The following is a 26,901-nucleotide window of genomic DNA, read 5'->3' on the forward strand; positions in this document are numbered from 1 at the left end:
ATCGTGGAGTTGACCAGCGATCCGGCGCGCCGCGAGGTCACGCCGCTGGAGTTGTTCTTCGACCTCGTCTACGTCTTCGCGATCGGCCAGCTGTCGCATCAGCTGCTGGCACACCCGACCTGGACCGGCGCCGCCCAGACTCTCGTCCTCTACCTCGCGGTCTACGCGGCGTGGGCGTACACCGCCTGGGCGGTCACCCTCGTCCCGGCCGAGGACCCGCGGACCCGGCGGATGCTGCTGGCGGTCATGCTCGTCGGACTGTTCATGAACGCCGCGATTCCGCGAGCCTTCGGCGACGCCGGGTGGGTCTTCGTCGTCACGTTCCTGCTGATTCACCTCGGCCGGACGGTATGGCTGCTCAGGGTGGGCCTCGACGATGTCAACCAGGAGCATTTCGTTCGCGTGCTGGTCTGGTTCGTCGCGGCCGCACCCCTGTGGCTGACCGGCGCGGCGGTCCACGGCGGCGCGCGGCCGGCGTGGTGGGCCGCGGCGCTGACGATCGAGTTGGCGGGCACCTGGACGGCACATCCGCTGCCCGGCCGCCGTCTGGAGTCGCGGCAGGTCGGCTTCGCCGGTGGGCACCTGCTGGAGCGCGGACGCCTGTTCGTGATCATCGCGTTGGGTGAGACGGTCATGACCACCGGCACCGCGCTCACCACGGCCCCGTACGAGCCGATGACCCTGCTGACCAGCGGTGTGGCACTCACCGGCACGGTCGCGCTGTTCTGGCTGTTCTTCAGCCGCTCCGAGCGCGTCGTACGGCACTTCCAGAGGACCGAGGACCCGATGCGGGCCGCGCGCAGCGGCGTCATCAGCCTCATGGCCTCGGTCGCCGGGTTGATCGCCGTGGCCGTGGCCGACGAACGCGTCATCGCCCATCCCCTGGAACACGCCGGTATCACCACGAACCTGCTGTTGTTCGGCGGGCCGGCCCTCTACCTCGTCCCGCAGGCATGGCACGGGGCAACCCTGTTCGACGACCTGCTCTGGTCACGGCTGCTCGCGCTGTCCGCTCTGGTCATCGGCTGCGCCGTCACGACGGCGGTCCCGGCCTACCTGTCGGCCGTCGTCGCCGCCGCGATCGTCGTCGCCCTGGCCGTGTTCGAAGAGCGCCGGTCGGCGCGGGACGCGCGTGCGAGGCCGATCCCCTCAGGCCCCCTGGTCGCCGACAGGAACACCTGACCTTCACCTTCACCTTCACCTTCACCTTCACCGCATTTCAGCAGGAGGAATTCATGGGCTACGTCGTTACCGTCATCGTCACCGGAGTCGGCGTGCCGGAGTGGGTGGTGCGGTGCGGGGGCGGGGCGCCATGACAGAGGCCGGCGTGCTGGTCTGCGACGACCAGGAGTTGATGCGGGTCGGACTGCGCATGGTGGTGGACGGCCGGCCGGACCTCACGGTCGTCGGCGAGGCCGGGGACGGCGAGGCGGCCGTGGCACAGGCACTCACGCTACGCCCCGACCTCGTCCTCATGGGGGTGCGGTTGCCGCGCCTGGACGGCATCTCGGCCACCGCGCAAGTGCGCGCCGCCCTGCCTGACACGCGCGTGCTCGTCCTCACCGCGTGCGACCGCGACGAGTACGCCTACGCGGCCCTGCGTGCGGGAGCGAACGGCTTCCTCGTCAAGGACACACCGACCGCCGAGCTGCTCATCGCCATCCGCGGTGTGCTGCGCGGCGACGTGGTGATCGCCCCGTCGGTGACACGGCGGTTGATCGACCGGTACGTCACGGGCGCCGTCGCTCCCCTCACCGACAGACGCCTCGACGTACTCTCCGACCGCGAGCGTGAGGTGCTGGGTCTGGTCGCCCGCGGGCTGAACAACGCGGAGATCGCCGGGAAGCTGTTCCTCGGCGAGACCACGGTCAAGACCCACGTGGCCCGCATCCTCGCCAAACTACGCGTCCGCGACCGGATAGAAGCCGTCGTCGTGGCCTACGAGAGCGGACTGGTTCGCCCTGGCGGATGACCCCGCCGGGCGCTCGGGATGGTTTCCGACGACCTTGCCGCTGCCTAGCTTTTGGGCATGTCGATCATGCGGGGCTCCTTCGCCGGCCCCGGTCCACCGGCGTCGGCGCTTCCCGCTCGCGCGCACCCCACGGAACACCCATACGCCTGACGCACAGCAATGCAACGCGCCGGAGGCGACCTTCGGCCCTACCCAAGGAAATGGCATGCCTTCAACCAATCGACCGACCCGTGTCTCCCGGCGGACCGCGATGGCGCTGGCCGGCGTGTCGGTCGTCGCGGCCCTCACCGCCACGGCACCGAGCATGGCCAACGCCGTGAGCGGCAGTTCCAGCGGCACGGGGCACTCGGTGACCCGGACGCAGACCACCGAGAGCGCGAGCACGGCCCCCAACCTGCGCGTCAAAGCCGCCAACGGCGTCACCTACCAGTACCGTCGATTCGGCCACCCCGGTGCGGGCAGCGTGCCCCTGGTCTTCTTCCAGCACTTCCGCGGCACCCTCGACAGCTGGGACCCCAGGCTCATCGACACCATCGCCGCCAAGCGCGAGGTCATCCTCGTGGACAACGTCGGCGTCGGCGGCTCCACCGGCACCACCCCCAGCACCGTCCAGCAAATGGCCCTGGACGCGATCGAGTTCATCGACGCCCTCAAGCTGTCCCGCTACGACGTGTTCGGCTTCTCCCTCGGCGGCGAGGTCGCCCAGGAGGTCGCGCTGCGCCGCCCCTGGCAGGTCCGCCGCGTCGTCCTGGCCGCCACCGGCCCCCAGGGCGGTGTGGACCAGCGCGCATCCGACCCCGACATCCTGCAGCGGACCCTCAAGGACAACCCCGGCCCCGAGGACTACCTCTTCCTCTTCTTCAAGAACACCGCTTCCAGCCAGGCCGCGGGAGGCGAGTTCCTGCAGCGCCTCGGCGAGCGCACCACAGACCACGACGCCCCCTCCAGCCTGGCCACCCGCGACCGCCAGCTCACCGCGTGGTCCGAGTGGGGCATCCCCGACAAGTCCAAGCTGGTGCGCCTGCACGCCCTCTTCCAGCCCACCCTGGTCGCCGACGGCGAGAGCGACATCCTCATGCCCGCCAAGAACTCCCACCTGCTGGCCAAGTACCTCCCCGACGCCCGACTGCACATCTACCCGGACGCCGGCCACGGCTTCCTCTACCAGTACGCCGTCAAGTTCGGCACCGAGGTGAACACCTTCCTCGACCGCTGACAGCCCCGCCGCGGACTGCACGTATCCCCCCTCAGCACTGGAGCCCAGCATGACCCAGAACAGCATGTTCAAGATCGAGACCGTGGCGCCGAAGATCCGCAGGGTCACCTTCACGAATCCGCCGGTGAACGTCGTCGGTGCGGACACAGTCGTCCAACTGCTGCACGTCGTAGACGAGTTGAGCAAGGACGAACAGGTTCAGGTCGTCGTCTTCGACAGCGGCACGCCCGGATACTTCTTCAACCACGCCGATCTCGGCCAGGTGCCCGAACTCCTGGCCCTGAACGCCGCGGACGGGACCCCGACGTGGGTCGAACTCGTCACCCGCCTGACCAGCGCCCCGTTCATCAGCATCGCCTCCATCCGCGGGCGCACGCGGGGTGGCGGGGACGAGATCACCCTGGCCTTCGACCTGCGCTACGCCAGCCGCGAGGAGGCGTTCTTCTGCCAGCCCGAGGTCGCGATCGGCATCGTCCCGGGCGGTGGCGGCAGTGACCGTCTGGCCCGGCTGCTGGGGCGGGACCGCGCGCTCGAAGCGATCCTCACCAGCGAGGACTACGACGCCGAGCGCGCCGAACAGTACGGCTGGGTGACCCGGGCCGTCCCCGACACCGAACTCGACGCCTTCGTCTACGGTGTCGCGGCGCGCATCGCGGCCTTCGACAAGGCGTCCGTCCTGGGCGCCAAGGCGCAGATCAACCGGTCGACCCTGCCGCCCGTGGCTGACCTGCGCGCGTCCTGGGCGGAGTTCGCGGAGTCCGTCAACTGGCCGGGATTCCAGGCCCGCGTGCCGCAACTCGGGAAGGCCATCGCCGAGATCGGTCTCGACGAGATCGAACGAAACCTGGGCCACTACGCCGGCCTCATCAACGAACAGGCATAGACGCCGTCCACGCGCGATGACACCCGCTTCGTATCGCCTCCCTCCGTAGGGAGACCGCGCTCCGCCGGCGCGGGGCGGATCCTGGCATCGGAAGCGGCCAGGCGCATGGCCGCAGGCTGACCGCGGAAACGCGGTTCAGGACTCGACCGCACCCAGCTCGAACCGCACGGTGACCGACTCTCCGGTCCCCCCATCCCCTACCTGCGTCAGGAGTACGACCATGCACGGCAGCATCACCGTCATCGACAAGGGCCGGGTACGCATCCACAGCTACACGGCGCCCGGGGACGGCCTGGACGTCACCCCCAACTGATCGAGACGCCGTCGCGGATCATCGCCGTCGACGCCCAGTTCGTCCTGACCTACGCCGACGAGGCCGCCGCCTACGCCCAGGGGCTCGGCACGCCGATCGACCGCCTGGTCATCAGCCACGCGCACCCCGACCACTACCAGGGCGCGGCCCGCTTCAACGTCCCCGTACACGCCCTGCCGGAGACCACCGCGGAGATCGTCGCGATGGGCGACAAGACCGACCTGCCCACCGGCACCCCGATCCCGCTCGCCGGCATGACCCCGACCGTGGAGATCACCCCGGGCACCGAAGTCATCGACGGCATCCCCTTCGAGTTCGAGAAGGTGACCGGCGGCGAGATCCACACCACCCTCGTGATCAAGCTGTCCGAGCAGGGCGTACTGGTCGCCCAGGACGTCGTCTACGCCCACACCCACCTGTGGTTCCTGGACAAGGACTTCGACGGCTGGCAGGCCAACATCGACCGCTTCGCCGCCGAGACCGAGTACGACACCATCCTCCCCGGCCACGGCGAGCCGACCGACCCGGCCGTTTGGGCCGAACTCACCGACTACGTCAACGCCGGCCGCGAACTGCTCGGCGACGACGGCGACGCCTACAAGAAGGCCATCACCGCGCGCTACCCCGCCTACAGGGGCGTGGCACTCATCGATGTCGCCAACGCCTACATGTTCGGCCCCAAGGACTGAACCGCCTCTCGTCAGAAGGAGACCCCGCGCTTGCGCCCGACCGGTTCCCGCCCTTGTCCGTGGCGGGTCAGCCGGAGTGATCTACGCAATGGGGCATCGAGGGGACACGGGCGGGATCTCGCGGCCCGTGCCGCTTCGGATTGCTGTCATTGAATGCGCCGGGCCATCCCGGTCGCCCTGCCCATCAGCCACTCCAGCGGCCCCCGCTGGAAGAAGCGGGACCAGAGGGTGGCGAGGACGGTGATGGACGCGATGAAGCCGAGCAGGATGTACAGGGGCGGGACGGTCAGTGCCTCGGTGTCCAGGAGCCAGATGGCGACGATGTGGTAGACGTACGCCGTGAGTGACATCGAGCCGACCGCGATGACGGGCTTGGTCAGGCGGCGCAGCCGGGGGAAGGCGTCCATGGCGGCCAGGCACGCGGTGATCACCAGGAGCGCCACACCGGTGTTGCCCACGATGGACAGGGTCGCCTCGCTGTGCGGGGAGGCGACCAGCATCCCGGCGGGGGTGTCGCCGAAGATGCCCTCGCTGCCGGGCGACGCGGACGACATGGACGACATGGACGACATGCCAGGCCTCCCTGTGGCTTCCCGGACGGCCTCGGCGGCACCGGGCACGAGACGCAGCGCCAGCCAGGAGCCGCCATAGCCGGTGACGGCGAGGGCGACACCGGTGAGGGCGAGACGTATCCGGACGGCGGTGGCGGCCAGGTCGAGACGGGCGACAGCCATACCGGCGATGACGAACGGGACCCAGGTCAGGGCCGGGTAGCCGCCGGTGAAGAGCAACGAGACGAGGCCGTCGGCCTCGCCGACGGTGGGGAATGCGCGGTCGCCGACCACCGGCTTCAGCACGTACAGCAGCTGCGGGCCCATCAGGGCCCACCCTGCGGCGATCAGCGCCAGCGGTTTGGCGCCCAGCCGGTACAGCGGCAGCACGAGCAGGAAGAACAGTCCGTAGAAGGCGAGGATCGGCACGACCGGGGTGCCGGTCAGGGTCAGGGCCGTGCCCAGGGCCAGCAGGATCACGGCTCGGATGACGACCTTGGCGACGGCCTGACGGCCGGCCATACCGGTCTTCGGCGTGCGGCGCCCGGTGATGAGGGCGACCGCGAAGCCGGCCAGGACGGCGAACAGGGCGGAGGAGCGGCCTTGCGCCAGCTCCATCAGGAAGCCGATGACACCGCCCTGATCCGGGGCGGGGCCCACGTGGACCGCGTACATGCCGAAGACGGCCAGGCCGCGGGCCAGGTCCAGCCCGAACAGTCGGCCCACGCCGGGCGCGCCCGTCGAGGGCTCACTGCGCTCGCGTGCAGAGGACGGTGCGTCGGCCGGGGGCAGCGGGGAGTCCGCGTGAGGTGTCATGCCGCTCAGGCTGGAGACCGGGCCGACCATGGACTATCCGGCAGAAGGCTGCGGTGTCCCTGCCGACTGGTGGGTGCTGCCCCGCCGTGTGGCTGGAGCTGCCGCTCGTCGGGCCGCCGGGGCTCCGCATGGCTTTAGGGTCGAGGCGGCATGGGCCGGACGGCATGAACGATGGTGAGGCGGAGCGCGTGATCCGGGTAGTGGTGGTGGACGACGAGGCACTGGTCCGCTCGGGCTTCGAACTCATTCTGGGCGCGTCCGAGGACATTGAGGTCGTCGCGACCGCGAGCGGCGGCGAGGCTGTGCAAACCGTCCGCCGGGAGCGGCCGGACGTGGTGCTGCTGGACATCCGGATGCCGGACGTCGACGGGCTCACCGTCCTGCGTGAGCTGCGGGCGAGGCCGGACGCTCCGGTGGTGGCGATGCTGACGACGTTCGACGCCGACGAGTACATCCTGACCGCGCTGCACCGCGGTGCGGCCGGTTTCCTGCTCAAGGACACCGAGCCGGAGCAACTCGCCCACCTGGTACGCACCCTGGCCGCCGGCGGCGTGGTGCTCTCCCCCAAGGCGTCGCGGACGCTGCTGCACAGCCACCCCGGCACCGAGGCGGCCGTCGACGAGGAGGCAGCCCGCGTCCGGCTTCTCACCGCCCGCGAGCGCGACGTCCTCGTCCTGGTGGCCGAGGGCCTGTCGAACGCCGACATCGGGGCCCGCATCCACCTGGGTGCCGGCACGGTCAAGGACCACGTCAGCGCCATCCTCACCAAGCTACGGGTGACGAGCCGGGTGCAGGCGGCGCTGCTGGCGCAGCGGGCCGGTCTGCTCGACGAACGCCCGCGGTCGAGGTCCGGGCGATGAAGCGCGCCCGCGCCCTGTGGGAGCGTTTGCCCGCGCCGGTCGTCGACCTCGTCCTGGTGGTGGCAGCGGCCGTGGACGTGTGGCTGAACCTGTTGGACGACACCCGCCTCGGCGTCGCGCTGGCCACGCTCGGCTGCGCCGCACTGGCCTTCCGGCGCCGGTTCCCGCTCGGCGTGTTCCTGCTCACCCTGCCCATCTCGCTGACGCAGCCCGTCGCCGTCGCTCCGCTCGCGGCGCTGTTCACCCTGGCCGAACGCTCCCGCAACCGCCCTCTCCTCGCGGTCTGCGTCGCCCTGACCGCCGTCGCGAACAGCACTCCGTGGCCCCTGGTCGGCCTCACCGAGGTCGGCCGGACCATGACGCTGATCACCTTCGTGTACAGCCTGGCGACCGCCGCCGCACCGGTCCTCATCGCCCAACTTCTCCAGACTCACAGGGACTTGGCGCGGCGGCTCGTCGAGATCGAGGAGGCCAGGGAGCACGAGCGGGCCCTGCACGCCCAGGCCGTCCTCGCGCGCGAACGCGCCCAACTGGCCCGCGAGATGCACGACGTGGTCTCGCACCAGGTCAGCCTGATCGCCGTACGGGCCGGAGCCCTGCAGGTCGCCGCCAAGGACGCGGACGCCAAAGAAGCCGCCCGCACGATCCGTTCGCTGAGCGTCACCACGCTCGACGAACTGCGCACCATGGTCACACTGCTGCGCGCCTCCGGCGGCGCCGCCACGGAGCTGACCCCTCAGCCCACTCTGGCCGACCTGCGCAAACTGGTGGAATCAAGCGGCAGTCACGCGGAGTTGTCGGGCGAGCTTCCGCCCGCCGTGGGCACCCCCGCCCAACGGGCCCTCTACCGTACGGTCCAGGAGGCGCTGACCAACGTCCGCAAGCACGCCCCCGGTGCCACGGCGTGCGTCGAGCTGTGGCAGGACGGCGACGACGTCGGAGTGACCGTCACCAACACCCCGCCCACGCGTCCCTCACTCTCCCTCCCCGGTTCGCAGCAGGGCCTGGTCGGTCTGCGGGAACGGGCCGACATCCTGCACGGCACCCTGGTTGCCGGCCCGACCGCGGAGGGCGGCTACCGGGTGCGGCTGCGGATACCGTTCCCAGGGACTGAGCGGAAGTGAGTCCTGTTGCCAGAACTCATGCTCAGCCGCACGCCCCGAACGGTGTCGGGCGTTCTGGTCCACCGCGTTCTCGCCGCGTCCGGGCGGCACGCATCGTGTGCGTGTTCCGGGGATGCGGGGGTGGTTTCCCTCACTCGGCGATGATTGCGACACCTGTGTGGTCGGCCATCGAGGTGAGCCGGGCGCGCAGTTTGCCGGTGGGCATGCCGCTGATCAGCCGGCGGAAGCGCTTCTTGCGGCCGTGTCTCGGTCGGAACAAGACTCCGCCGGTCGGCGGGGCGGTACCCGCCGGTCGGCGGGGCCGTTACCGAAGCCTGCCGGATGGCTCCCCGCCCGGCGGCGACGCGAGGGTCTCCACATGTCGCAGACACCAATGACACCGCAGGGCACGTCGGCTCCGCGGGAGAACTCGCCTCCGCAGCCCCGGACCTCCCCCGAGTCCGCTGCGCCGGCCTCGCCCGGTCCCTCGACGGGACGCCTCGTCGGGGTGGACCTGGCCCGCGCGCTGGCGGTGTTCGGCATGTACGTCGTGCACATCGGCCCCCCGCTGTCCGCCACGACCGGCGTCGCCAGTTGGATCCGGTACCTGGCGGACGGTCACTCCTCGGTCCTGTTCGCCACCCTCGCCGGGTTCTCACTGATGCTGATCGCCGGCCGCCGCGAGCCCAAGACCGGCCTGGCCGGCCGACAGGCGAAGGCCCGGATCGCGATCCGGGCCTTGGTCCTGCTGGCGCTGGGCACCGCGATGGCCACGGAGTACGGGGGAGTGATCATCCTCGGCTTCTACGGGGTCTACTTCCTCCTTGCCCTGCCCCTGGTGCGACTGCGCGCCAGGACACTCGCGATCACCGCGGCCGCGCTCGCCCTCGTCACACCGCAGCTGGCGTTCGTCCTGAACGCGCTGGTGACCGACCCGATCCGGCAGAGCATCAACGCCTACGACCCGCTCCACCGGCTCAGCAACGTGGGAGTGCTCGATCTGCTGCTCAGTGGCTTCTACCCGGCGCTCACGTGGATGTCGTTCGTGATCACGGGCATGGCACTGGGCCGCCTCGACCTGTCCTCCGGCACTGTTCAGCGGCGCCTTGCCGCGCTCGGTGCCGCCCTCACCGTGGCCGCGTACGGCATGTCCTTGCTGCTGGCCGGCAAGGGGGCGTTGAGGAGCATGGCGGAAGACGGGCCGTCGTCCGGCGGCTCCGGGTCACTGCCCCTCGACAGCGGGTCGGTGCCCCTGGACAGCGGGTCGTTCCCCGACATGCCGGCGTCGTCGCTCCTGACGGCCGGGCCGCACAGCGGCACCACGTTCGACATCATCGGCAGCGCCGGAGTCGCGATCCTCGTGATCGTGGGCGCGACGGTGGCGATGGACCGCCTGCCGCGACTGCGCCGCCTGGCCAAACCGGTCATCGCCGTGGGCACCATGTCCCTGACCGCCTACGTCGGCCACTTCCTCGCACAGTCCGCGCTGTCCCTGCCCGCCGGGACCAGCACCCAGCAATCATGGGCGCCGCTGCTCATGTTCATCCTCGGCGCCACCCTGTTCGCCGCCGTCTGGTCCCGCTTCTTCCGCCGCGGCCCCCTGGAGTACCTGCTCCACGCCGCCACCAACTCGGCGAAGCACATCCGATGACACCCGGCCGGGTGGGACGCCTCCACGCCCCACCCGGCCTGGACCGCTCACGGATCCGGCAAGCCGCTCAGTCCTTGCAGGCTTCCACCGAAGGTCATGGGTCGGTCACGGCCGGGCCTGGGCACCGAGCCGTCACCCAGGACACAACGCCGCCGAGCAACGCCAGCAGTGTCCGCTCGGCCCATTGCCTGCGCGGACCGCAGAGCGGCGCCGCTGCTCGGCCCAGCCGGTATTGCTGCGGCACGCGCCGGCGATGCTGCCGCAGCCCAAGGCGGCGGACAAACGTCCAGGTTCGTCGCGTCGTGGCCGACCTGTCAGTCGATGTGCAGGTGCTTGATGTTCCTGTACGGAGCGTCGCCCGTCTGCCCCTCGGTGAAGGACACCCGCTGCTCCACGCCGTTGGCGTCGTTGTAGCTGAACCAGCCGGTGTTCTGCCCGGCGCGCCAGGGGCCCGGCTTCCACGAGGGCAGCGTCATCGGAGAGTCGAGGTCACCGTGGCCCTTGAAACAGGTGCCGCTGAACGGGGCGAGGAAGGAGAACTGCGTGCGGGTGCCGTCACAGGCGGCCCGCTGCAGGGTGCTCGTCGCGGCACCCGACGGAGCGGCACCGAGCGCGAGCGTGGCGAACGCCGCGGCGGCGACGGCCCCGCCCTTGGCGATGGATATGCGCATGAAGCACCCTCACTACGATCCGGTACTTACCGAATCAGTCTGGCCACGCCGCCACTGCCCCGAACGCCCCCGGACAGCAAGCTGCCGGCGCGGCCGCAGTGATCTCAACTGAGCGTTTGGTCCGCTGCAGCTTCCTGGCCGATGCCTGCGCCATGTGATCCAGAACGTACCGAGAGGGACGATCTCGGTGACCGTCCCGCCCTCGCCGAGACGTCGTGGGACGCGGCTGTGCGATCGACTTGGCGGGCGTCAGTCCCTTCGGGTGAGTGCTCGGAGGGCCCTTCTCATGCGTCCGGGGCGGTATCGACGATGTCATCGCCGAAGGCGGCAGCGAGCGCCTTCGCGATCAGGTCGGGCAGCTCGGTCCGTCCGTCGTCTTCGGCCCAGCGCACCAACGCCGTGTGCATGGCGGCCAGGCAGGCACTGGCCGCCGCGTGTGCGTGGAACGCGGTGTCGGGATCGGTGGCATCGCCCCCGAGGGCGTCGACGATCGCCTGCTGAAGGGCGTAGTGGTTGTCCAGGTGCTTGGCCCGCAAGGCCGGCGTCGAGATCATGAGCCGCAGGCGGGCGAGCAGAAACTGCTCGCCCGCCGTCAGGTCGTCTCCATGGCCGCCGCTGGTCAACGTCGTGGCCGAATCGATGAGCGCGCTGCCGATGCGGCGGACCAGGGGCTGTGTGGCGGACGACGCGATGATCCGCTCGGCGACGAGCCGGCCGTTCTGGTCGACGAGCACGAGGTCTTCCTTTGTGGGGAAGTGCCGGTACACGGTCATGGGCGACACGCCCGCGGCTTCGGCGACGTCGGTCATGGTCGTGGCGTCGTATCCGCGCTCGGTGAACAGCCGAACCGCGTGCGCCTGAATCGTGCGCTGTGTCTCGGCTCGCCGTTGTTCTCGCAGTGTTGAGGGCTGGTCGGGCATGTGATAGACCCTACCGGGGTGATAGCAACTACCAGATTGGTAGTCACTAACATGACGGGGTGGTGGACATGGGTGATCTGACCGGCAGGACGGCTCTCGTGACAGGAGCATCGCGCGGCATCGGGCAGGCGATCGCGGCCCGGCTGGCGGCGAAGGGGGCAGTGGTCATCGTGCATTTCGGCACGGACGAGGACGGTGCGACGGCGACGGTCGACGAGATCGAACGTACCGGTGGAACCGCATTCGCCGTCGGGGCGGAGCTGGGCGTGGATGACGACGTCGAGATGCTCTTCGCGGGAGTCGAGGCCGGCCTGGCCGGGCGGCCGCTCGACATCCTGGTCAACAACGCGGCGGCTGCGCCCGCCGGCCCGCTCGGAGCCACGACGAGGAAGGAGTTCGACCACCTCTTCGCGGTGAACGTGCGAGCGCCGTACTTCATCATCGAGCGAGCATTGCCGTTGTTCCGCGACGGCGGCCGCATCGTCACGATCTCGTCCGTGGCGACCCGGATGGCCAACCCCGCGCAGACATCCTTCGCCATGACGAAGGGCGCGGTCGAGACGATGACCATGACCTTGGCCAACGATCTCGGGGTCCGGGGCATCACAGTGAACGCGGTGGCTCCCGGCGCCACTCGGACGGCGACCAACGGATCACTCTTCGAAGCGCCGGGCCTGGCCGAACTCATCGCTGGAACGACGGCGCTCGATCGGCTGGGCGGGCCCGACGATGTCGCCGACGTGGTCGCGTTCCTCGCCTCCGACGCGGCGCGCTGGATCACCGGGCAGGTCATCGACGCGAGCGGTGGACTGTTCCTCGGACCGCGCGCCGGATAGCGAGGGACGGCCCGGCCTGGCCAACGGTGACGACCACAGCCATGCCGGGCCTGGACCTCAGGCCCTCTCAATGCTCCAGGGGCAGGCCCGACAGGGCGCTGTCAGCCCACGGGGCGAGATGGGTGGGCAGCCCGGCGATGAGGGCGGTGAGCCGCTCGATCACGCGGACGGCATCGAGGTCGTAGTCGGCCGGCTGTCCCCCGGTTCCGCCGTCCTGTGTGTCGGCCGGCTGGTCCCGGAGCACAGTGAGGACGTCCCGTCCCTGGATCGACCACTCCATCACCTCTGCGGCCAGCATCGCCTCGATGGTCTTCTCGGTGACCAATGCCTCGGCGAAGTCCGGCCGCAGCGTTTCGACTTCGAGGGCGTATCGAGTGCGCCGGCCGCGCAGCGCGACCCGAATGGACGGGAAGGCGGTGTCCAGGTGCACGGCACAGACAGTCACATGGTGCTGCTGCCAGGCTCGGAAGGGCGCGAAAGGTTCGGGCTCGAAGGCGTCCGCGATCGTTTCCTTCAGCGCATAGATCCCATGCGATCCAGTCGCTGGTGGAACGCCCTGTCCAGCCATGGCGTCGTCCACGCGGCAGGGCTCTGCAGGGGGATGCGCCCCGCCGCACCCGTGGCCAGCCACTGACGCTCCGGCCACACGATCCGAGGCCGCGACGGCTGCCGCGCCCCCTCCCGTGGACCGGCGACACCCCGCCCTTCGGCTTCAGCATTTCCGTGTCGGCCAAGCCGTCGCTCCGCCGGCCCGACTGGAACTCCCACACCGCCGAGGCCAACCAGGCCGACCGCACCTCCGTGCTCCAGCTCTACCGCTCCGCCCTGCGCCTGCGCCTGCGCCTGCGCCGCACCAACCCAAGCCTGCGCGACGAGAAGTTCCGCCGGCTGGACAGCCCGCCCGGCACGCTCCTCTTCGAACGCGGCACGCACGGAAGCCTCTCGGCCTGCCGGACAGGGAGCCCGCGGGCAGTGCTCCGCAGATCTCGCAGAAACCTTGTGTCCCCAGACCGATGCGACCGCGGCCGATCTTGCGCAGCCCGAGCGACAGCAAATACTTGGCTAGCCACATGTTTGCTGTTACGTTGATTATGTGTCCAGCCACCTAAATGGGTGGCGACATGAGGAGGAGCCATCATGAAAGCCATCCTGTTCGACCATTTCGGCGGCACGGAAGTGCTGCACGAGGCGGACATCGAGGTCCCGCAGCCCGGCCCCGGGCAGATCCGCGTCCGCGTCAAGGCGGCCGGGCTGAACGCGCTGGACGGCAAGATCCGCTCTGGGGCACTGGAGGCCGTGTTCCCCACGCCGCTCCCCTCCGTCCCCGGTCACGAACTCGCCGGCGTGGTGGACGCCCTCGGCGAGGGCGTGCAGGACGTGCAGGTCGGCGATGAGGTGCTGGGCTGGTCGGACACCGGCTCGTACGCCCAGTACGCACTGGCCACCACCGTCGCCCCCAAGCCCGCCGGCCTCGACTGGCAGCACGCGGTCGCGCTGCCGGTGGCCGCCGAGACGGCCGAGCGGGTCCTGGACCTGCTCGGCGTCACCGCCGGGGAGACCGTGCTGATGCACGGCGCGGCCGGAGCGGTCGGCACCCTGGCGGTCCAGCTCGCCACGGCCCGCGGGGCACGCGTCATCGCCACCGCCGGCCCCGCCAACCAGGAGTACCTCACCTCGCTCGGCGCCACCGCGACCCTCTACGGCGAGGGCCTGGTCGAACGGGTCCGGACGCTCGCCCCCGACGGCGTGGACGCGGTGTTCGACCTGGCCGGCAAGGGAGCCCTCGAGGACTCCATCACCCTGCGCGGCGGCACCGAGCGCATCGTCACCATCGCCGACTTCCGCGCGCCCCAGCTCGGCATCACCTTCTCCAGCGGTGGCCAGGAACGCTCGGCCGCCCGACTGGCCACGCTGGCGCAGGACGCCGCGACCGGCAGGCTCGTCACCACCGTCACCGCCTACCCGCTCGACCAGGCCGCCACGGCCCAGCAGATCAGCGACGCCGGGCATGTCCGGGGCAAGCTCGTCCTCACCGTCGACTGATCACGCCCGCCATTCCCTCTTGTTCCGATCGTCACCTGGCCATCACCGCACCGAAGGACCACTCATGCTGAACGCTCTCTGGACGCCGACCACCGTCGGTGACATCTCCCTCCCGCACCGCCTGGTCATGGCCCCCATGACCCGCGACCGCTCCACCCCTGAAGGCGTACCGACCGAGCTCAACGCCGAGTACTACGCCCAGCGGGCCTCGCACGCGCTCATCATCACCGAGGGCACCCAGCCCTCCGCCGACGGCCAGGGCTACCTCCTCACCCCCGGCATCCACAATGACGAGCAGATCGCCGGGTGGCGCAAGATCACCGACGCCGTGCACGCGGCCGACGGCCGGATCGTCATCCAGCTGATGCACACCGGACGTATCGCCCACCCCGACAACACCCCGCACGGCCGTCAGCCGGTCGCCCCCTCGGCGATCCAGCCCCAGGGCGCGATGTTCACCGCGTCCGGGCCCCAGGAGATGCCGACGCCCCGTGCGCTGTCGACGCAGGAGGTCGCGGCGACCGTCGACGACTTCCGCCGCGCCGCAGCGGCCGCCGTCGCGGCAGGCGCCGACGGCGTGGAGATCCACGGCGCCAACGGCTACCTGGTGCATCAGTTCCTCGCCGACAACACCAACCGGCGCACCGACCGCTACGGCGGTTCCCTCGACAACCGCATCCGCTTCGCCGTCGAGGTCGCCGCTGCCGTGGCCGACGAGATCGGCGCCGACCGCACCGGCCTGCGCATCTCCCCCGGCAACCCCTACAACGACATCGCCGAGTCCGACACCGCCGAGCTGTATCCGGCGCTCCTGCGCGCCCTCAGCCCGCTCGGCCTCGCCTACCTCCACATCCTCCATGCGGGCGACGAGGAGCTGCTGGGCACCCTGCGCGCGCTGTGGCCGACCACGCTGATCCTCAACCGGGCCGGCACCGACCTGCCCACCCGCGCCAAGGACGTCGACAACGGCACGGCCGACCTCGTCTCCGTCGGTGCCCTCGCGCTCGCCAACCCGGACCTGGTCGAGCGGCTACGCTCTGACGCGCCGCTGAACACCCCCGACCCGGCGACCTTCTACGGCGGCGGAGTGGCCGGCTACACCGACTACCCCACCCACACCGTCTGAGGAACCGATGCCCGCCCCCACACACCGCACCCCCTCCACGGCCGGCGAGGGGCCGATGAGCTACGCGATCTTCCAGCTCGCCCGCGCTCACCGCGCCCGCGCCGCCGCCATGCTCCGCGAGATGGACCTGCATCCCGGACAGGAACTGCTGCTGATGCAACTCCTCGACCGGGACGGCCAGACCCAGTCCGAACTGCTCGAAAGCGTCGGCCTGGACCACTCCACCGTCTCCAAGTCCCTGCGCCGCATGCAGGACGCCGGCCTGCTCGTGCGCGAGGCGGCCGCACACGACCGGCGCGTCATGGTCGTCCACCTCACCGACAAGGGCCGTGCCATGCGCGAGCCCATCGCTGCCATGTGGCGGGCCCTGGAGGAGACCTCCGCGCGGGACCTGTCGGCGCAGCAGGCAGAGTCCTTCGTCCGTATCGCCTACGCCATCACCGACGCGATCAACAGCCGTGACGTCGCGGCCGGGGAGTCCGAGTAACTCCCCTCGGCCTGCACCCCGGTTCCGGCCTGGGGGGCGAATCGTTTCCGGCGATCCCGCGAAGGCGGCAGTGCCGCAGCGCACTCGGCCCACGAAGGCCCACGAAGGCCCACGAAGGCCCACGCTGAACGGAGCAGGCTCCCCGACTGCCGGAAGAAGCCCCCCCGGCGAGCCGAGCCGACGGATGCGGCGGAACCCGCCCGTTCACTCCCGCACCTCGGGGAGAACCGGGGTGAACGGGCCTCAGTGTGAACGGGCCTCAGTGTGAGGGGCAAGCGCGAGCTGTCCCGGTGGAGGCAGGACGGAACTCATTCGGGCCAGGGCGACACCCGCGGGGCCTGCGAGCTCTTCCCCGTCGCCGTCCGGCCCGTACGAAGGTTGGCCGCATCACCCGCGTCGGGCCCCCCTTCGACCCCCGCGAGCTCCTGCAGGCCGCCGGTAACCCGTGCCGCGGATCCGCCCACCACAGGCCAGCCCCCTGAGCGACCCGGGCCGACGGCGCCCGCCTCCCGCGACCACCATCACCCTGCCCACCCAATTCCCCCCACCACCACTGACCTGATGGAAAGTGAGACCCCCATGACCACCACCCTCCCCGTCCTCGTCGTCGGCGCGACCGGTTCCCTCGGCGGCAAGGTCGTCGACGAACTGCTGGGGCGCGGTAAGAACGTCCGCGCCCTGGTCCGGCCGACCACCGACGCGAGCAGGCTCGAAAAGCGGGGTGTCGAGATCGCCCGCGGCGACATGCTCGACCTCGACTCGCTCGTCGCCGCCATGAACGGCGCCGATGCCGTCATCACCACCGCTGCCGGCTACACCCGCGGCGGCAAGAACGCGCACGACATCGACACCGTCGGCAACGCCAACCTCGCTGAGGCCGCCCACCGCACCGGCATCCGGCGGTTCGTCCTGACCAGCATCCTCACCAGCGACCAGACGCCCCACGTCCCGCACTTCTGGCACAAGAAGATCGCCGAGGACAAGCTCGAACAACTCGGCGTCCCGTTCGTAGCACTGCGCCCGGGAGCCTTCCTCGACCAGATCGCGACCATGGCGGGCAACCCGATCGACAAGGGCCGCCTGACGTGGATCGGCAAGACCACCGTCCCGCTGGCCTTCGTCCACACCTCCGACCTCGCGTCGTACCTGGCGGCCGCCGTCGACGCCGAAGCCGACAACGGTGAGCGCATCGACATCGGCTGGGACCGTCCGGTCAGCATGCGCGAGATGGCCGACCTGATGGGCAACCGAGCCGGAAAGAAGATCAAGGTACGGGCCGTCCCCTCCGCCGTCGCCCGCGCCGCAGGAGCCATCGCCGGACGCTTCATGCCCCTGGTCAAGGACATGGCCGCGATGTTCAGCTGGTTCGACAGCGGCCGCTACGTGGCCGACCCCCGCCGCCAGGAGCAGCTGTTCGGCCCCGTCCCCACGGCCGAGGAAGCCCTCGCCCGTTACACCGACGAGCTGGGCATGGCGCAGCACCGGTGACGGGCCCGCAGCCCAGTCCCGTCGGCCGCGCGGGGGCCAACCGATGAGTGGAGGAACGGCTGTGACAGATCGCCATACAGGCGCGAGGGGAATGCGCTCGCGTCGTTTGATCGCGCGCGGGGCCTCCAACGGGGCTGGCACCTCTCGGGCCGTCGCGTCGGCACCGGCATGGCAGCCCGGCCTGCTGGGGTGATCTTCGCGCGCCGGCTGGCGAGGAACTCGCGGATGTCGTGGGCGGTCCCCATGGATACAGGCCAGGTGCGGAGAGACGGGCCTGGGGGTCCCTGTCGGTACCCCTAACAACAGTGACTCCCGCGCGCGTGTGAACTGCGGTTCCCTCGACAGCGAGGGCAGTCCGCGGATGCCCCGGACCGGGTTTCGGAAGCCGCTGCGGCTGCCGGGCGGGCCGCTCTGAAGAGAGTGAACCGTCCGATACGTGTTCGCACCATCGCAAGGAGTCACCACGTGGCCAAGATGTCCGCGCCCAAGGAACTGGCCCCGATCGCGCCGAAGCTGGTCGAGGTCACCGACAACGTGCTCTTCGACGACATCTGGGAGCGCCCCGGCCTGTCCCAGCGCGACCGGAGCCTCGTCACCGTGAGCGTGCTGGCCGCGCTGTACCGCAGCGAGCAGCTTCCGTACCACCTGGGCAAGGCCCTGGAGAACGGGCTGAGCGTCGAGGAGTTGTCCGAGGCGATCACGCACCTGGCGTTCTACGCGGGCTGGCCCAATGGCATGACCGCGATGAACCAGCTCAAGAAGATCGCCGACCAGCAGCCCTCGGCCTGACCCACCCCTGGGCGGCGGCGCCCCGGCATGATCGACACCCCCACGGTCGCCGACCTGCTCGAAGGCCGAGAACGGGTCTGAGAACCGATCGAGGGCAGAACGGGGTTCGGCGACCGATTATTGATCTTGTTCGCGCAAGGGACCGTTTGTGAGAGCCGGGCTGTCGAATTCGCTTAAGAAGGCAGGCCGTTGGCGAAATCAGCGATGGCGTCGGCGAGGGCGTGGGGGCCGGTGAGGAAGGCGTCGTGGGCTTCGCCGGGGATCTCGACGAGTCGGGCGTCGGGCAGGGCCTGGTGCAGGCGGCGGGAGACGTCGGTCAGCCAGCGGGGGCTGAGTTCGCCGGTCACGAGGAGCGTCGGGATGTCGAGGGCGGCGAAGCGGGTGAGGTCGTCGCCGAAGCGGTCCATCGCGCGCATCTCGCGGGCCCATGTCGGGGTCATGGACGCGCGGAGGGCCCAGAAGGGGGTCTGGCGGAACTCCTCGATGGCTTCCTCGGGGAACTTGAGGAAGTTCCGCAGCCCGAGGGTGAGGGCCTGGTCGAGGTCGCCGGCCTGGACGGCCTCCCCGAAGGGGGCGAGGGCCTCGCCGCCGACGGGGCCGCCCAGCGGGATCGGGGGCTCGTAGAGGATGAACGCCGCCGGGGGCTGGTGCAGGGCGTGGGCGAGGGTGACCAGTCCGCCGTAGGAGTGGCCGAGCAGGATCGCGTCGGGCCCGGCGAGATTGAGGACGGCAGCGATGTCGTCGGCCTCCCGCTGGATGGTGTGCTCACCGTTGTCGCCGCTGGCACCCCGGCCGCGGCGGTCGATCGCATAGGTGGCGAAGCGCGGGGCCAGCAGATCGGCGAGGACCTGCCAGTCCTGGGCGGCGTTGAGGGCGCCCGGGGAGACAACCAGGGGGCGGCCCTGGCCGGTGACCGTGACGGCGATCTTCGTGCCGTCGGTGGAGGTGACATGGGCCTGGCGGGGAGCAGGGGCGGTCATGGTCTCTTCTTCCTAGTGGTCGCGTCTTCTTCCTGGTGTCGCGCTCTCGAGGACGAGTGCGGCGCGGCGGCCATCCCGCCCGGGGCGGCCTTGCAGGCGATACGGAGCGGGCACCCAGTCACCGTAACATCGAAACGATGTACACATCGCTTCGATGTGAGATCCTGGAGTCATGCTCGAACTCGCGATCCTTGGCTTCCTCGCCGATGGCTCCCTGGCCGGTCATGAGCTGCGCCGCCGCATCACGCACCTGACCGGCTACAGCCGTCCGGTCAGCGACGGCACCCTCTACCCGGCGATCAACCGGCTGTCGAAGGCAGGGCTGATCGAACGGCGCCCTGCCCCCGAGGCGGGCGGCGGCCGATACGTGCTGAACCTGACCGCGGCAGGACGTGAGGACATGCTGCGGCGGCTGCGGGAACCGGCCGAGCACGAGATCACCGACTTCTCCCGCTGGTTCACGATCCTGGCGTTCCTCTCGCTGCTGCCCGACAGCGCCGAGCAGCACGCCGTGCTGCGCCGCCGCCTGGACTTCCTGGAGACCCCCGCCAGCTTCTTCTACGACGGCGACACGCCGCTGCGCGCCGAGCAGGTCAGTGATCCCTACCGGCGCGGCATGCTGCTCACCGCCCGCGCCATCAGCCACGCCGAGCGCGCCTGGCTCCACGAGGCCCTGGACGACGACGGCATCCGAGAGGCCGACGAGCAGCCCGGTCCCCAGACCCACACCCGTGATCGGAAGGACTGAACATGCTTGCGTCCTGGTACGACCAGCAGGGCCCGGCCGCCGAGGTGCTCCAGCTCGGTGACGTGCCCGACCCCACCCCCGGCCCCGGTGAGGTCCGTGTCCGTGTCACCGTCTCCGGCGCCAACCCCGGAGACACCAAGAAGCGGCGCGGCTGGACCGGCTCGGCCATGCCTTATCCGCGGGTGATCCCGCACAGCGACGCCGCCGGCATCGTCGACTCCGTCGGCGACGGCGTCGACGCGCGCCGCGTCGGGCAGCGCGTGTGGGTGCACGGCGCCCAGTCCTACCGCCCCTTCGGTACCGCCGCCCAGTACACCGTCGTCCCCGGTGACCTCGCCGTCCCGCTGCCCAACCACCTGCCCGACGACCTCGGTGCGAGCCTGGGCATCCCCGGCATCACCGCGCACCGCACCGTCTTCGCCGACGGCCCCGTCGACGGCAAACTCGTGCTCGTCAACGGTGTCCTCGGCGCGGTCGGCTCGCTGGCCGCCCAACTCGCCCGCTGGGGCGGGGCCACGGTCATCGGCACCGTCCGACGCGGCACCGACCTGGACCGGATCGATCCCGCGGTCGTCTCCCACGCCGTCGCCCTCGACTCAGGAGACCCGGCCGCCGCGATCCGCACCCACGCACCCGACGGCGTGGACCGGATCATCGAGGTCGCCCTGTCCGACAACGCCGACCTGGACGACGCCGTCGCCGCCAACGGCGCGGTCATCGCCGCGTACGCCACCCGCGAGGACCGCACCGAGATCCCGTTCTGGACCCTGCTGTTCAACAACGTCACCCTGCGCCTGCTCGGCAGCGACGACTTCCCCGCCGAGGCCAAACGCCGAGCCGCCCGCGACCTCACCGCCGCGGCCGCCGTCGGCGCCCTCACCGTCGAGGTCGGCGCCCGCTTCCCGCTCACCGAAATCGCCGAGGCCCACGACCTCGTCGACGCCGGCGGCCGCGGCCGCGTCCTGATCGACATCCCCCAGTGGAGTCGGGCGGGATCTCCTCATCCCCACGGTGCGAAGTGACAAGTAGCTCTCTGTAGCGGATCCGAGACCGGCGGGTTGGAGGGTGCGAGGACTGGGCCGGGTCGCAGTTCGCCGTCGACGACGTACAGACGGAGTACGAGCGTCTGAGCGGCCTCGGTGTCCACTTCACCCAGGAGCCCCTGGAGATGAGGCCCGTCAGCACCCCCGTCTTCGACGACACCTGCGGCAACCTGATCCAGATCGCGACGCAGCCGAAGTAGGTTCATCCTTCGATGTATCCGGTGTCGGGGTCGACCTGCGAGAGGAAATCCCGGATGGACTCCTCCAGAAATGCCCTGTCGGCCTGCACCGGAGGGTGAGTGCTGAACCCGAACCCGTACTGGGGGTCGGGCCCGGTCAGCCAGGTGAAGGAGTAGTCGCCCGGCTGCCCGTCCGGCTGGCTGACCTCGAACTCCTCACCGTCGACCGACATCCGCCACGGCTCGTTCGCCGCCATCACGAGCTGCCTTCCGCCGACCCCGGAGACCAGGGAGCGGGTGCCCCCGGCCCACTTCGCACAACCGCCACCAACTCATCTACACGCACGATCACATGGACGTGCGGATCACGCCACGGTGAAGTCCGCGGCCTTGGTGACCAGCTTCGTTTCGCCGTCCTTGGCGGTGGCCAGGACGGCGACGTGCCACGCACCGCGCGGGGACGCCTCGGAGTCGGCACTGGTGACCTTGACGGTGTAGGTGCAGCGCGCCGTGTCCCCACCGGACGGCTTGCACACGGCCGACTCCACGGCGGCCATGTCCTTGGCGGTCAGCCCCTTCTTGGCGAAGGACGAGCTCGCCGGCCAGGCCAGCACCTTCAGGTTCTTGACGCCGGCGGACGCCGTGACGTCAGTGGTGAAGGTAAACGAGCCGTCGCGCTCACCGACGGGGGCCGTGTAGCGCGCGGCGCTGTGCGCCACCGAGAGGGGCCGCTCCCCGGCGTAGGCGAGAGCGAAGGCTCCGGCACCTCCGAGAACGACGACACCAGCAGTCACGGCCAGAACGGTACGACGCGCCATGAGAATTCCCCCGACACTCAGCAGGATCAACCCGGCGCACTTGGCTGCGCCGTTGCACCCATCCTGGCCGCGCAACGGTCACCGGGTATGAGCACACGTACTCAACTCCGGCCTGAGTAAGGGCTGTTCGACACTGAGGACGCAGGCGCGAGGCGGGCAGCCGCGACTGCGGTCACGACTGTGGTTGCAACCGCTCGCGACCACGGCAGACCGCCTGTTCATGAGCCGGTCAGCGGCCGTCATCCCCGACCGAGGGCCGGAGCCCAGGACCCTGCGGTGACGTCCGCCCGCCGTGCGCGCACCTCTCGTGCTTGTGCTTGTGCTGTGCGGCGGTCAGGCGCTCGGCCAGGTGCCGAGGGCGTGGTCGGCGACGCGGTGCAGATCTTCTGGGCCGGCGCCGCCGGGGAGACGCTCACGCTGCAGCTGCGCGGGCACCTCATGCTCACCATCCCCGAAGTCGAGCAGCTCGCCGGACAGCTCGCCGAAGACACCACCCCGCGCGTCACGGCGCTCGCGGACGTCGACGAGGCCCGGACGCGGCTGGACCTGGAGCCCGGCTCCAACCTGCCCGCCGGCATCCCGCACGCCCAGCGGCTCGCCCGCTCCGTCCTCGCCCTGTGCACCCACTACGAGAACCTCACCCAGACCGTCGCCTACGTGCGGATGCCGGACCACGGGGCGAGCTGCACGGCGGACTGCAAGAAGGTCGACGACGACGGGTCCACCGGCTCCTGCGGGCGTCCCCGCGGCCCCGGTCCGGCTCCCCCGTAGCCGACCGGGGCCGCTCCGTGTCTTGATCGAAAACCTCTCGGGCCAGCAGCGGGCCAGCTAGCGATCTTCGGAGACGGCAAAGCCCCCTCCACCGGAAGGGGGCTGACTCTGCGTCGCAGGTAGAAACGGTTCTTCCCGCGTAGCGAGTGGTGGGGCGGGTGGGACTCGAACCCACGGCCGACGGATTACGAGTCCTTCGGGGATCTTGGCGGCCCTTGCCGATCAGTACTCATCCATGACGTTTTCGCAGGTCAGATCGGGCGCAGCAGGACGATGCCCACCGGCCTTTGTCGGTCTGTTCCGATCCTTGTGGCCTGCGTGCGTCCCGAACGCGTCCCAGATGGACGAGGCCCGCCGGTTCCGCCGCGAGCACGCCGATGCGCATGGGCGCCCAGAGGCAGACTCAGCGAATTTCCCTTCCCACGCGCAGAGGCCTCGCCTCGAGGCCACTGGTTGGCGTAAGTCGGTCGCGCCCAGAGGGGCATAGGACGCCGGCGAAACAGCACCCGCTCAGTCGGCACCGGAGGGGTCCGAGGAGGCCGAGGACGACCGGCGCACACGCAGAACGAACCCGGCCCTCTCGCAGCGGCCGGGGAGATCCCGGAAGTCCTCCCGGTCCATACGGGAGCGCAGGAGCGACACCGCTGTGCGGGCGATCGACGCGCGCTGCGGGTCGACGGTGGTCAGGGGCGGTGAGGCGAAGCGGGCCGCCTCGATGTCGTCGAAGCCCGCCAGGGCCACGTCGTCGGGGACGGAGACACCGCTTCGGGCCAGGACCGACAGCGCACCGATGGCGACCACGTCGTTGTAGCAGAACAGGGCGTCGAAGCGGACGCGGGTGCGCAGCAGACGGGCCACCGCACCGGCGCCGGAGGACCACAGGTCGGCGTTGTCCACGCCGATCACCAGCGAGTCGTCGTAGGCGACCCCCGCGTCTTCGAGTGCCCTGCGGTAACCGTGCAGACGCCGGCCACCGGCGCGTGGCGCCGCCTGTTCGCACAGGGCGGCGATGCGGCGTCGGCCCTGTGCGAGCAGGTGGCTGACGGCCGCGTGCGTGCCCTGCTCGTCGGCGATCTCGACGTAGTCCAGATGCGTCCCGGCCGCCTGGGCGGGGCGCTCGCCGAGGACCACGGTGGGCTGGGTGAGGGGCAGGGGCAGGTACTCCTCGGCGGTGAGGGCCTGCGGCACGTAGATGACCCCGTCCACGAGTTCCTTGTGGGAGGTGGACAGGACGGCCCGTTCCCGCTCGGCGTCTCCGCGCGTGGTCTCGACGACCACTTTCAGGCCCTGGGTCTCCGGAGCCCGGATGACCTGTTCGGCCAGCTCCGCGTTGAACGGCTGGTAGACGTTCGGGAGGACCAGCGCGATGGTGCCGGTGCGCTGTGAGCGCAGGCCGCGGGCGAAGGGGTTTATCCGGTAGCCGAGTTCCTCGACGGCCGCACGGACGCGGTGTTCCGTCTCTGGGCTGAAGGAGCCGGTGCCGTTGATGACGTTGGAGACCGTCTTCGTCGACACGCCCGCCTTCTCCGCCACGGTACGCATGGTCACGCTCCGCCCCATGCGGCCATCCCTCCCAGAGTCGATTCACGGACGGTCAAGTGGTGGTCGGCGACGATCAGGCGCCCGGAATCCGGCTCGACCGTACCGTTCATGCGGTCGTTCAGCAGGGCCAGGGCCTCCCGGGCGATCTGGGCCCTGCCGGGAGCGATGGAGGTGAGCGAGGGGTGGGCGTACCGGGCGTCGTCCGTGTCGTCGAACCCGGCGACGGCCACCTCGGCCGGAACCCGAACTCCCGCTTCCTGCAGGGCGTGCAGGGCGCCCAGCGCCAGCGCGTCCGCGAAGGCGACCACGGCGTCGAAGGGGATGCCTCCTTCGATCAGCCGACGCATGCCCGTGGCTCCCTCCTGGCGGTTCCAGTGGGGGGTTCCCACTTCGAGGACCAGGCCGGGGACGTAGGGCAGGCCGGCGTCGAGCAGCCCCTCGCGGTAGCCCTCCAGGCGCAGGTGGGCGGCGGCCCGCTCGGGCCGGCCGGTGTGGTCGGCGCCCAGAGCCGCGATGCGGGTGTAGCCCAGCGACACCATGTGCCCGACGAGGGCCCGGACGCCTTCCCGGTTGGCCATGGCGACCCGGTCGACGGGCGCGTCGTAGGCGCGTTCGGAGACGAACACCGTCGGCACGGTCCGTGCCACGGTCAGGGCCTGTGCGTCCGACAGCCCCACCGGGTACATCAGCAGCCCGCCCAGGTGCGGACCATGCTCCCGGACGAGCGCGAGTTCGGCCTCGACGTCTCCTTCGGTGAGTTCGATCAGCACCCTGAGCCCATGGCGTTCCGCCTCCCGCATGATCTCTTCGGCGAGCGAGGAGAAGTACGGCTGGGACAGGTGCGGCAGGGCGAGTCCGACCAGGTCGTTGTGGCCGGTACGCAGGTTGCGGGCGACCGAGTTGGGCCGGAAGTCCAGCTCGGCGATGGCGGCGTCGACCTTGCGCCGGGTCTGTTCGCTGACGTTGGGCTCGCCGTTGACCACACGGGAGACCGTCTTCAGTGACACCCCGGCCCGCTGGGCCACGTCATGCATCGTGGACATGACTGAACCCTAGGCCTCGGCCGGGGCGGGACCGCGCAGCCCTGCGCACTCGGCTTCGGTGAGCGGCAGCACCGAGCCGTGGCGCAGCCCCGGAGGCAGTACGCAGAACTCCGGGTCGGCCGCGGGAAGCCACACGGAACTGTCCAGGCGGTCGGCCCGGAAGGGCACGTAGCCGCGGCCGAGGAACTCGTCCAGCAGGAGCAGCCAGCCCCGCCCGTCGGGCGCGGGCAGCACGATCGGCCCCTCGGCGTGCGCCAGCCCCGGCCGGTCCTCGGTGCCGCGTCCCACGCCCTGCGCGACGGGCTCGTAGTCCGTGGCGGACAGGTCCCGGGAGCGCTCGACGAAGACGAACTTGGCGTCGGGGGCGTCCGGCGTGCCGGGCAGGCGCTCGTCCTTGGTGAACCGGTAGAACCAGCCGTCGTGCTCCACGACGGTGGAGTCGATGACGGGATATCCCTTGTCCACCCACACGCGTGGGTCGCTGAACGTGCGGAAGTCCTTGGTGGTCGCGCAGTACATGCGCTGGTACGACGGGCTCTCGTGCCGCGGGTCGTCGTCCGGGTAGACGGTGGAGGCCCAGAACACCAGGTACTCCCCGCTGCCCGGGTCGTGGACGGCCTCGGGCGCCCAGACGCACCCGGCCCGTTCCGGCATGACCTCGACCCGGTGCGGCCCGTCCCAGCTCCGCAGGTCGGCCGAGCTCCACACCAGCAGGTCGCGGCTGCCGTGGGCGATCGCCTGTTCCCAGCCCGCGCTGCCGTGGATGCGCAGGTCGGTGGCGAGCAGATGGAACCCGCTGCCGTCCGCGGCCCGCACCAGGAACGGATCCCGCGCACCGCCGCCCGCGGGCGCGAGCGGCGGAATGCCGATGAGTTCCGTCCAGCGGTCCATGCGGAGGTCGTCGCAGAGCGCGAAGCGGATCCGCTCGCCGTCGGGGCGGTCCTCGCCGGTGAAGTAGGCGAAGAGGTAGCCGGCCGTACCTGTGGCTTGGTGGTCGCGGTGGGTGCTCTGAGGCACGGGGACCTGTCTCCTCGTCTGCAGGGGTGGGGTGAGGTGAGCTTCGCACCGGAGATTCATCGTTGTCAAAGGGTCGGAAGTCCGATACCGCACAACAGGCCTCCTTGCGGTACGGCGCAGGACTGGAGGATTGAGACGAATCAAACAGTCATGACCTGCGAAGATCGCGAACCTGGCAGCGATGTCCAGGGGTGCCGTTTGATGTCGTTCTGGAAAAAGACCAACGGGAGAGGGTTGACGACGATGTACCTGGCGGACATCCTGATCCCGCTTCACTCGGTCGTAACACCCGGTTCATCCGGTTCGTTACGACCGCCCTCCCGACGAAGCCGGCTGTCGCCGGCAG

General features: G+C 70.4%; 28 protein-coding genes and 1 pseudogene. 18 read left to right on the top strand and 11 right to left on the bottom strand.

Annotated elements, in window-relative coordinates; all coding sequences use genetic code 11:
- Positions 1 to 3: 3 nt before the first annotated feature.
- The 5 genes from ACGFNV_RS28805 to ACGFNV_RS28825 all read left to right on the top strand — a co-directional run bounded on the left by ACGFNV_RS28805 (position 4) and on the right by ACGFNV_RS28825 (position 5,073).
- Positions 4 to 1,182, top strand: a complete 1,179-nt coding sequence (locus ACGFNV_RS28805; RefSeq protein ID WP_393626172.1) for a low temperature requirement protein A — start codon at positions 4 to 6, stop codon at positions 1,180 to 1,182.
- Positions 1,183 to 1,312: 130 nt separating this feature from the next.
- Positions 1,313 to 1,972: a response regulator gene (locus ACGFNV_RS28810; protein ID WP_393626173.1), complete on the top strand. Its 660-nt coding sequence runs from the start codon at positions 1,313 to 1,315 to the stop codon at positions 1,970 to 1,972.
- Between the two features lie 205 nt (positions 1,973 to 2,177).
- The gene (locus tag ACGFNV_RS28815; protein WP_393626175.1) at positions 2,178 to 3,188 is read left to right on the top strand and encodes an alpha/beta fold hydrolase; all 1,011 of its coding nucleotides are present in this window, start codon (positions 2,178 to 2,180) and stop codon (positions 3,186 to 3,188) included.
- 49 nt (positions 3,189 to 3,237) lie between these two features.
- Positions 3,238 to 4,071 carry an enoyl-CoA hydratase/isomerase family protein gene (locus ACGFNV_RS28820; protein ID WP_393626176.1) on the top strand — a complete coding sequence of 278 codons (834 nt, stop codon included), beginning with the start codon at positions 3,238 to 3,240 and terminating at the stop codon, positions 4,069 to 4,071.
- A gap of 423 nt (positions 4,072 to 4,494) precedes the next feature.
- Positions 4,495 to 5,073, top strand: coding sequence for an MBL fold metallo-hydrolase (locus ACGFNV_RS28825; RefSeq protein ID WP_393626416.1), 579 nt, complete (start codon positions 4,495 to 4,497; stop codon positions 5,071 to 5,073).
- A gap of 146 nt (positions 5,074 to 5,219) precedes the next feature.
- Here ACGFNV_RS28825 and ACGFNV_RS28830 read toward each other — a convergent pair whose 3' ends face one another.
- Positions 5,220 to 6,440, bottom strand: coding sequence for a DUF418 domain-containing protein (locus ACGFNV_RS28830; protein WP_393626178.1), 1,221 nt, complete (start codon positions 6,438 to 6,440; stop codon positions 5,220 to 5,222).
- 164 nt (positions 6,441 to 6,604) lie between these two features.
- Between ACGFNV_RS28830 and ACGFNV_RS28835 the strand changes: the two genes are divergently transcribed.
- Both ACGFNV_RS28835 and ACGFNV_RS28840 read left to right on the top strand, forming a co-directional pair.
- Positions 6,605 to 7,300, top strand: coding sequence for a response regulator (locus ACGFNV_RS28835; protein WP_393626179.1), 696 nt, complete (start codon positions 6,605 to 6,607; stop codon positions 7,298 to 7,300).
- A complete protein-coding gene (locus tag ACGFNV_RS28840; RefSeq protein ID WP_393626181.1) occupies positions 7,297 to 8,424 on the top strand; it encodes a sensor histidine kinase in 1,128 nt (375 codons plus the stop codon). Before ACGFNV_RS28835 ends, ACGFNV_RS28840 begins: the two co-directional genes overlap by 4 nt.
- A gap of 130 nt (positions 8,425 to 8,554) precedes the next feature.
- On the opposite strand, the gene ACGFNV_RS28845 is transcribed toward ACGFNV_RS28840, so the two are convergent.
- Positions 8,555 to 8,683: a hypothetical protein gene (locus ACGFNV_RS28845; RefSeq protein WP_393626182.1), complete on the bottom strand. Its 129-nt coding sequence runs from the start codon at positions 8,681 to 8,683 to the stop codon at positions 8,555 to 8,557.
- A 99-nt stretch (positions 8,684 to 8,782) separates the two neighbouring features.
- Between ACGFNV_RS28845 and ACGFNV_RS28850 the strand changes: the two genes are divergently transcribed.
- Positions 8,783 to 10,054, top strand: coding sequence for a DUF418 domain-containing protein (locus ACGFNV_RS28850; protein ID WP_393626184.1), 1,272 nt, complete (start codon positions 8,783 to 8,785; stop codon positions 10,052 to 10,054).
- A gap of 314 nt (positions 10,055 to 10,368) precedes the next feature.
- On the opposite strand, the gene ACGFNV_RS28855 is transcribed toward ACGFNV_RS28850, so the two are convergent.
- Both ACGFNV_RS28855 and ACGFNV_RS28860 read right to left on the bottom strand, forming a co-directional pair.
- Complete coding sequence (locus tag ACGFNV_RS28855; RefSeq protein WP_393626185.1) at positions 10,369 to 10,725, bottom strand: hypothetical protein; 357 nt, start codon at positions 10,723 to 10,725, stop codon at positions 10,369 to 10,371.
- 284 nt (positions 10,726 to 11,009) lie between these two features.
- On the bottom strand, positions 11,010 to 11,645 hold the full coding sequence (locus ACGFNV_RS28860) for a TetR/AcrR family transcriptional regulator (RefSeq protein WP_393626186.1): 636 nt from the start codon (positions 11,643 to 11,645) through the stop codon (positions 11,010 to 11,012).
- Between the two features lie 68 nt (positions 11,646 to 11,713).
- Between ACGFNV_RS28860 and ACGFNV_RS28865 the strand changes: the two genes are divergently transcribed.
- Positions 11,714 to 12,481 (top strand): SDR family oxidoreductase, encoded by a 768-nt coding sequence (locus ACGFNV_RS28865; protein WP_393626187.1) that lies wholly within the window; start codon positions 11,714 to 11,716, stop codon positions 12,479 to 12,481.
- Positions 12,482 to 12,548: 67 nt separating this feature from the next.
- On the opposite strand, the gene ACGFNV_RS28870 is transcribed toward ACGFNV_RS28865, so the two are convergent.
- The gene (locus ACGFNV_RS28870) at positions 12,549 to 13,061 is read right to left on the bottom strand and encodes a hypothetical protein (protein WP_393626188.1); all 513 of its coding nucleotides are present in this window, start codon (positions 13,059 to 13,061) and stop codon (positions 12,549 to 12,551) included.
- A gap of 557 nt (positions 13,062 to 13,618) precedes the next feature.
- Here ACGFNV_RS28870 and ACGFNV_RS28875 point away from each other — a divergent pair.
- From ACGFNV_RS28875 to ACGFNV_RS28895, 5 genes are all read left to right on the top strand, one after another.
- Positions 13,619 to 14,524: an NADP-dependent oxidoreductase gene (locus ACGFNV_RS28875; RefSeq protein WP_393626189.1), complete on the top strand. Its 906-nt coding sequence runs from the start codon at positions 13,619 to 13,621 to the stop codon at positions 14,522 to 14,524.
- A 64-nt stretch (positions 14,525 to 14,588) separates the two neighbouring features.
- Positions 14,589 to 15,650 carry an alkene reductase gene (locus tag ACGFNV_RS28880; RefSeq protein WP_393626191.1) on the top strand — a complete coding sequence of 354 codons (1,062 nt, stop codon included), beginning with the start codon at positions 14,589 to 14,591 and terminating at the stop codon, positions 15,648 to 15,650.
- A 7-nt stretch (positions 15,651 to 15,657) separates the two neighbouring features.
- Positions 15,658 to 16,137 carry a MarR family winged helix-turn-helix transcriptional regulator gene (locus ACGFNV_RS28885; RefSeq protein WP_393626192.1) on the top strand — a complete coding sequence of 160 codons (480 nt, stop codon included), beginning with the start codon at positions 15,658 to 15,660 and terminating at the stop codon, positions 16,135 to 16,137.
- A 579-nt stretch (positions 16,138 to 16,716) separates the two neighbouring features.
- Entirely contained in the window at positions 16,717 to 17,625 is a 909-nt protein-coding gene (locus ACGFNV_RS28890; RefSeq protein WP_393626194.1) for an SDR family oxidoreductase, read from the top strand.
- A 465-nt stretch (positions 17,626 to 18,090) separates the two neighbouring features.
- A complete protein-coding gene (locus ACGFNV_RS28895) occupies positions 18,091 to 18,414 on the top strand; it encodes a carboxymuconolactone decarboxylase family protein (protein ID WP_393626195.1) in 324 nt (107 codons plus the stop codon).
- A gap of 173 nt (positions 18,415 to 18,587) precedes the next feature.
- On the opposite strand, the gene ACGFNV_RS28900 is transcribed toward ACGFNV_RS28895, so the two are convergent.
- Positions 18,588 to 19,394: an alpha/beta fold hydrolase gene (locus ACGFNV_RS28900; protein WP_393626196.1), complete on the bottom strand. Its 807-nt coding sequence runs from the start codon at positions 19,392 to 19,394 to the stop codon at positions 18,588 to 18,590.
- A 172-nt stretch (positions 19,395 to 19,566) separates the two neighbouring features.
- Between ACGFNV_RS28900 and ACGFNV_RS28905 the strand changes: the two genes are divergently transcribed.
- The 3 genes and pseudogenes from ACGFNV_RS28905 to ACGFNV_RS28915 form a co-directional block, all read left to right on the top strand.
- Positions 19,567 to 20,142, top strand: a complete 576-nt coding sequence (locus tag ACGFNV_RS28905; protein WP_393626198.1) for a PadR family transcriptional regulator — start codon at positions 19,567 to 19,569, stop codon at positions 20,140 to 20,142.
- 2 nt (positions 20,143 to 20,144) lie between these two features.
- On the top strand, positions 20,145 to 21,164 hold the full coding sequence (locus ACGFNV_RS28910; protein ID WP_393626199.1) for an NADPH:quinone reductase: 1,020 nt from the start codon (positions 20,145 to 20,147) through the stop codon (positions 21,162 to 21,164).
- A gap of 62 nt (positions 21,165 to 21,226) precedes the next feature.
- A pseudogene (locus ACGFNV_RS28915) lies at positions 21,227 to 21,385 on the top strand (VOC family protein); the annotation flags it as partial.
- Between the two features lie 2 nt (positions 21,386 to 21,387).
- Here ACGFNV_RS28915 and ACGFNV_RS28920 read toward each other — a convergent pair.
- Positions 21,388 to 21,621: a hypothetical protein gene (locus tag ACGFNV_RS28920; RefSeq protein ID WP_393626201.1), complete on the bottom strand. Its 234-nt coding sequence runs from the start codon at positions 21,619 to 21,621 to the stop codon at positions 21,388 to 21,390.
- Positions 21,622 to 21,729: 108 nt separating this feature from the next.
- On the bottom strand, positions 21,730 to 22,182 hold the full coding sequence (locus ACGFNV_RS28925; protein ID WP_393626202.1) for a DUF5707 domain-containing protein: 453 nt from the start codon (positions 22,180 to 22,182) through the stop codon (positions 21,730 to 21,732).
- 360 nt (positions 22,183 to 22,542) lie between these two features.
- Between ACGFNV_RS28925 and ACGFNV_RS28930 the strand changes: the two genes are divergently transcribed.
- Positions 22,543 to 22,953: a DUF6415 family natural product biosynthesis protein gene (locus ACGFNV_RS28930; protein WP_393626203.1), complete on the top strand. Its 411-nt coding sequence runs from the start codon at positions 22,543 to 22,545 to the stop codon at positions 22,951 to 22,953.
- A gap of 510 nt (positions 22,954 to 23,463) precedes the next feature.
- On the opposite strand, the gene ACGFNV_RS28935 is transcribed toward ACGFNV_RS28930, so the two are convergent.
- From ACGFNV_RS28935 to ACGFNV_RS28945, 3 genes are read right to left on the bottom strand one after another with little or no spacing between them, the layout of a single operon-like run.
- Entirely contained in the window at positions 23,464 to 24,495 is a 1,032-nt protein-coding gene (locus ACGFNV_RS28935; protein WP_393626418.1) for a LacI family DNA-binding transcriptional regulator, read from the bottom strand.
- Positions 24,496 to 24,497: 2 nt separating this feature from the next.
- A complete protein-coding gene (locus ACGFNV_RS28940; RefSeq protein WP_393626204.1) occupies positions 24,498 to 25,538 on the bottom strand; it encodes a LacI family DNA-binding transcriptional regulator in 1,041 nt (346 codons plus the stop codon).
- A 9-nt stretch (positions 25,539 to 25,547) separates the two neighbouring features.
- Positions 25,548 to 26,555, bottom strand: a complete 1,008-nt coding sequence (locus ACGFNV_RS28945; protein ID WP_393626206.1) for a glycoside hydrolase family 43 protein — start codon at positions 26,553 to 26,555, stop codon at positions 25,548 to 25,550.
- Between the last annotated feature and the right edge of the window lie 346 nt (positions 26,556 to 26,901).

The organism is Streptomyces sp. NPDC048751, assembly GCF_043198595.1.
In the GTDB taxonomy this organism is placed as follows: Bacteria; Actinomycetota; Actinomycetes; order Streptomycetales; family Streptomycetaceae; genus Streptomyces.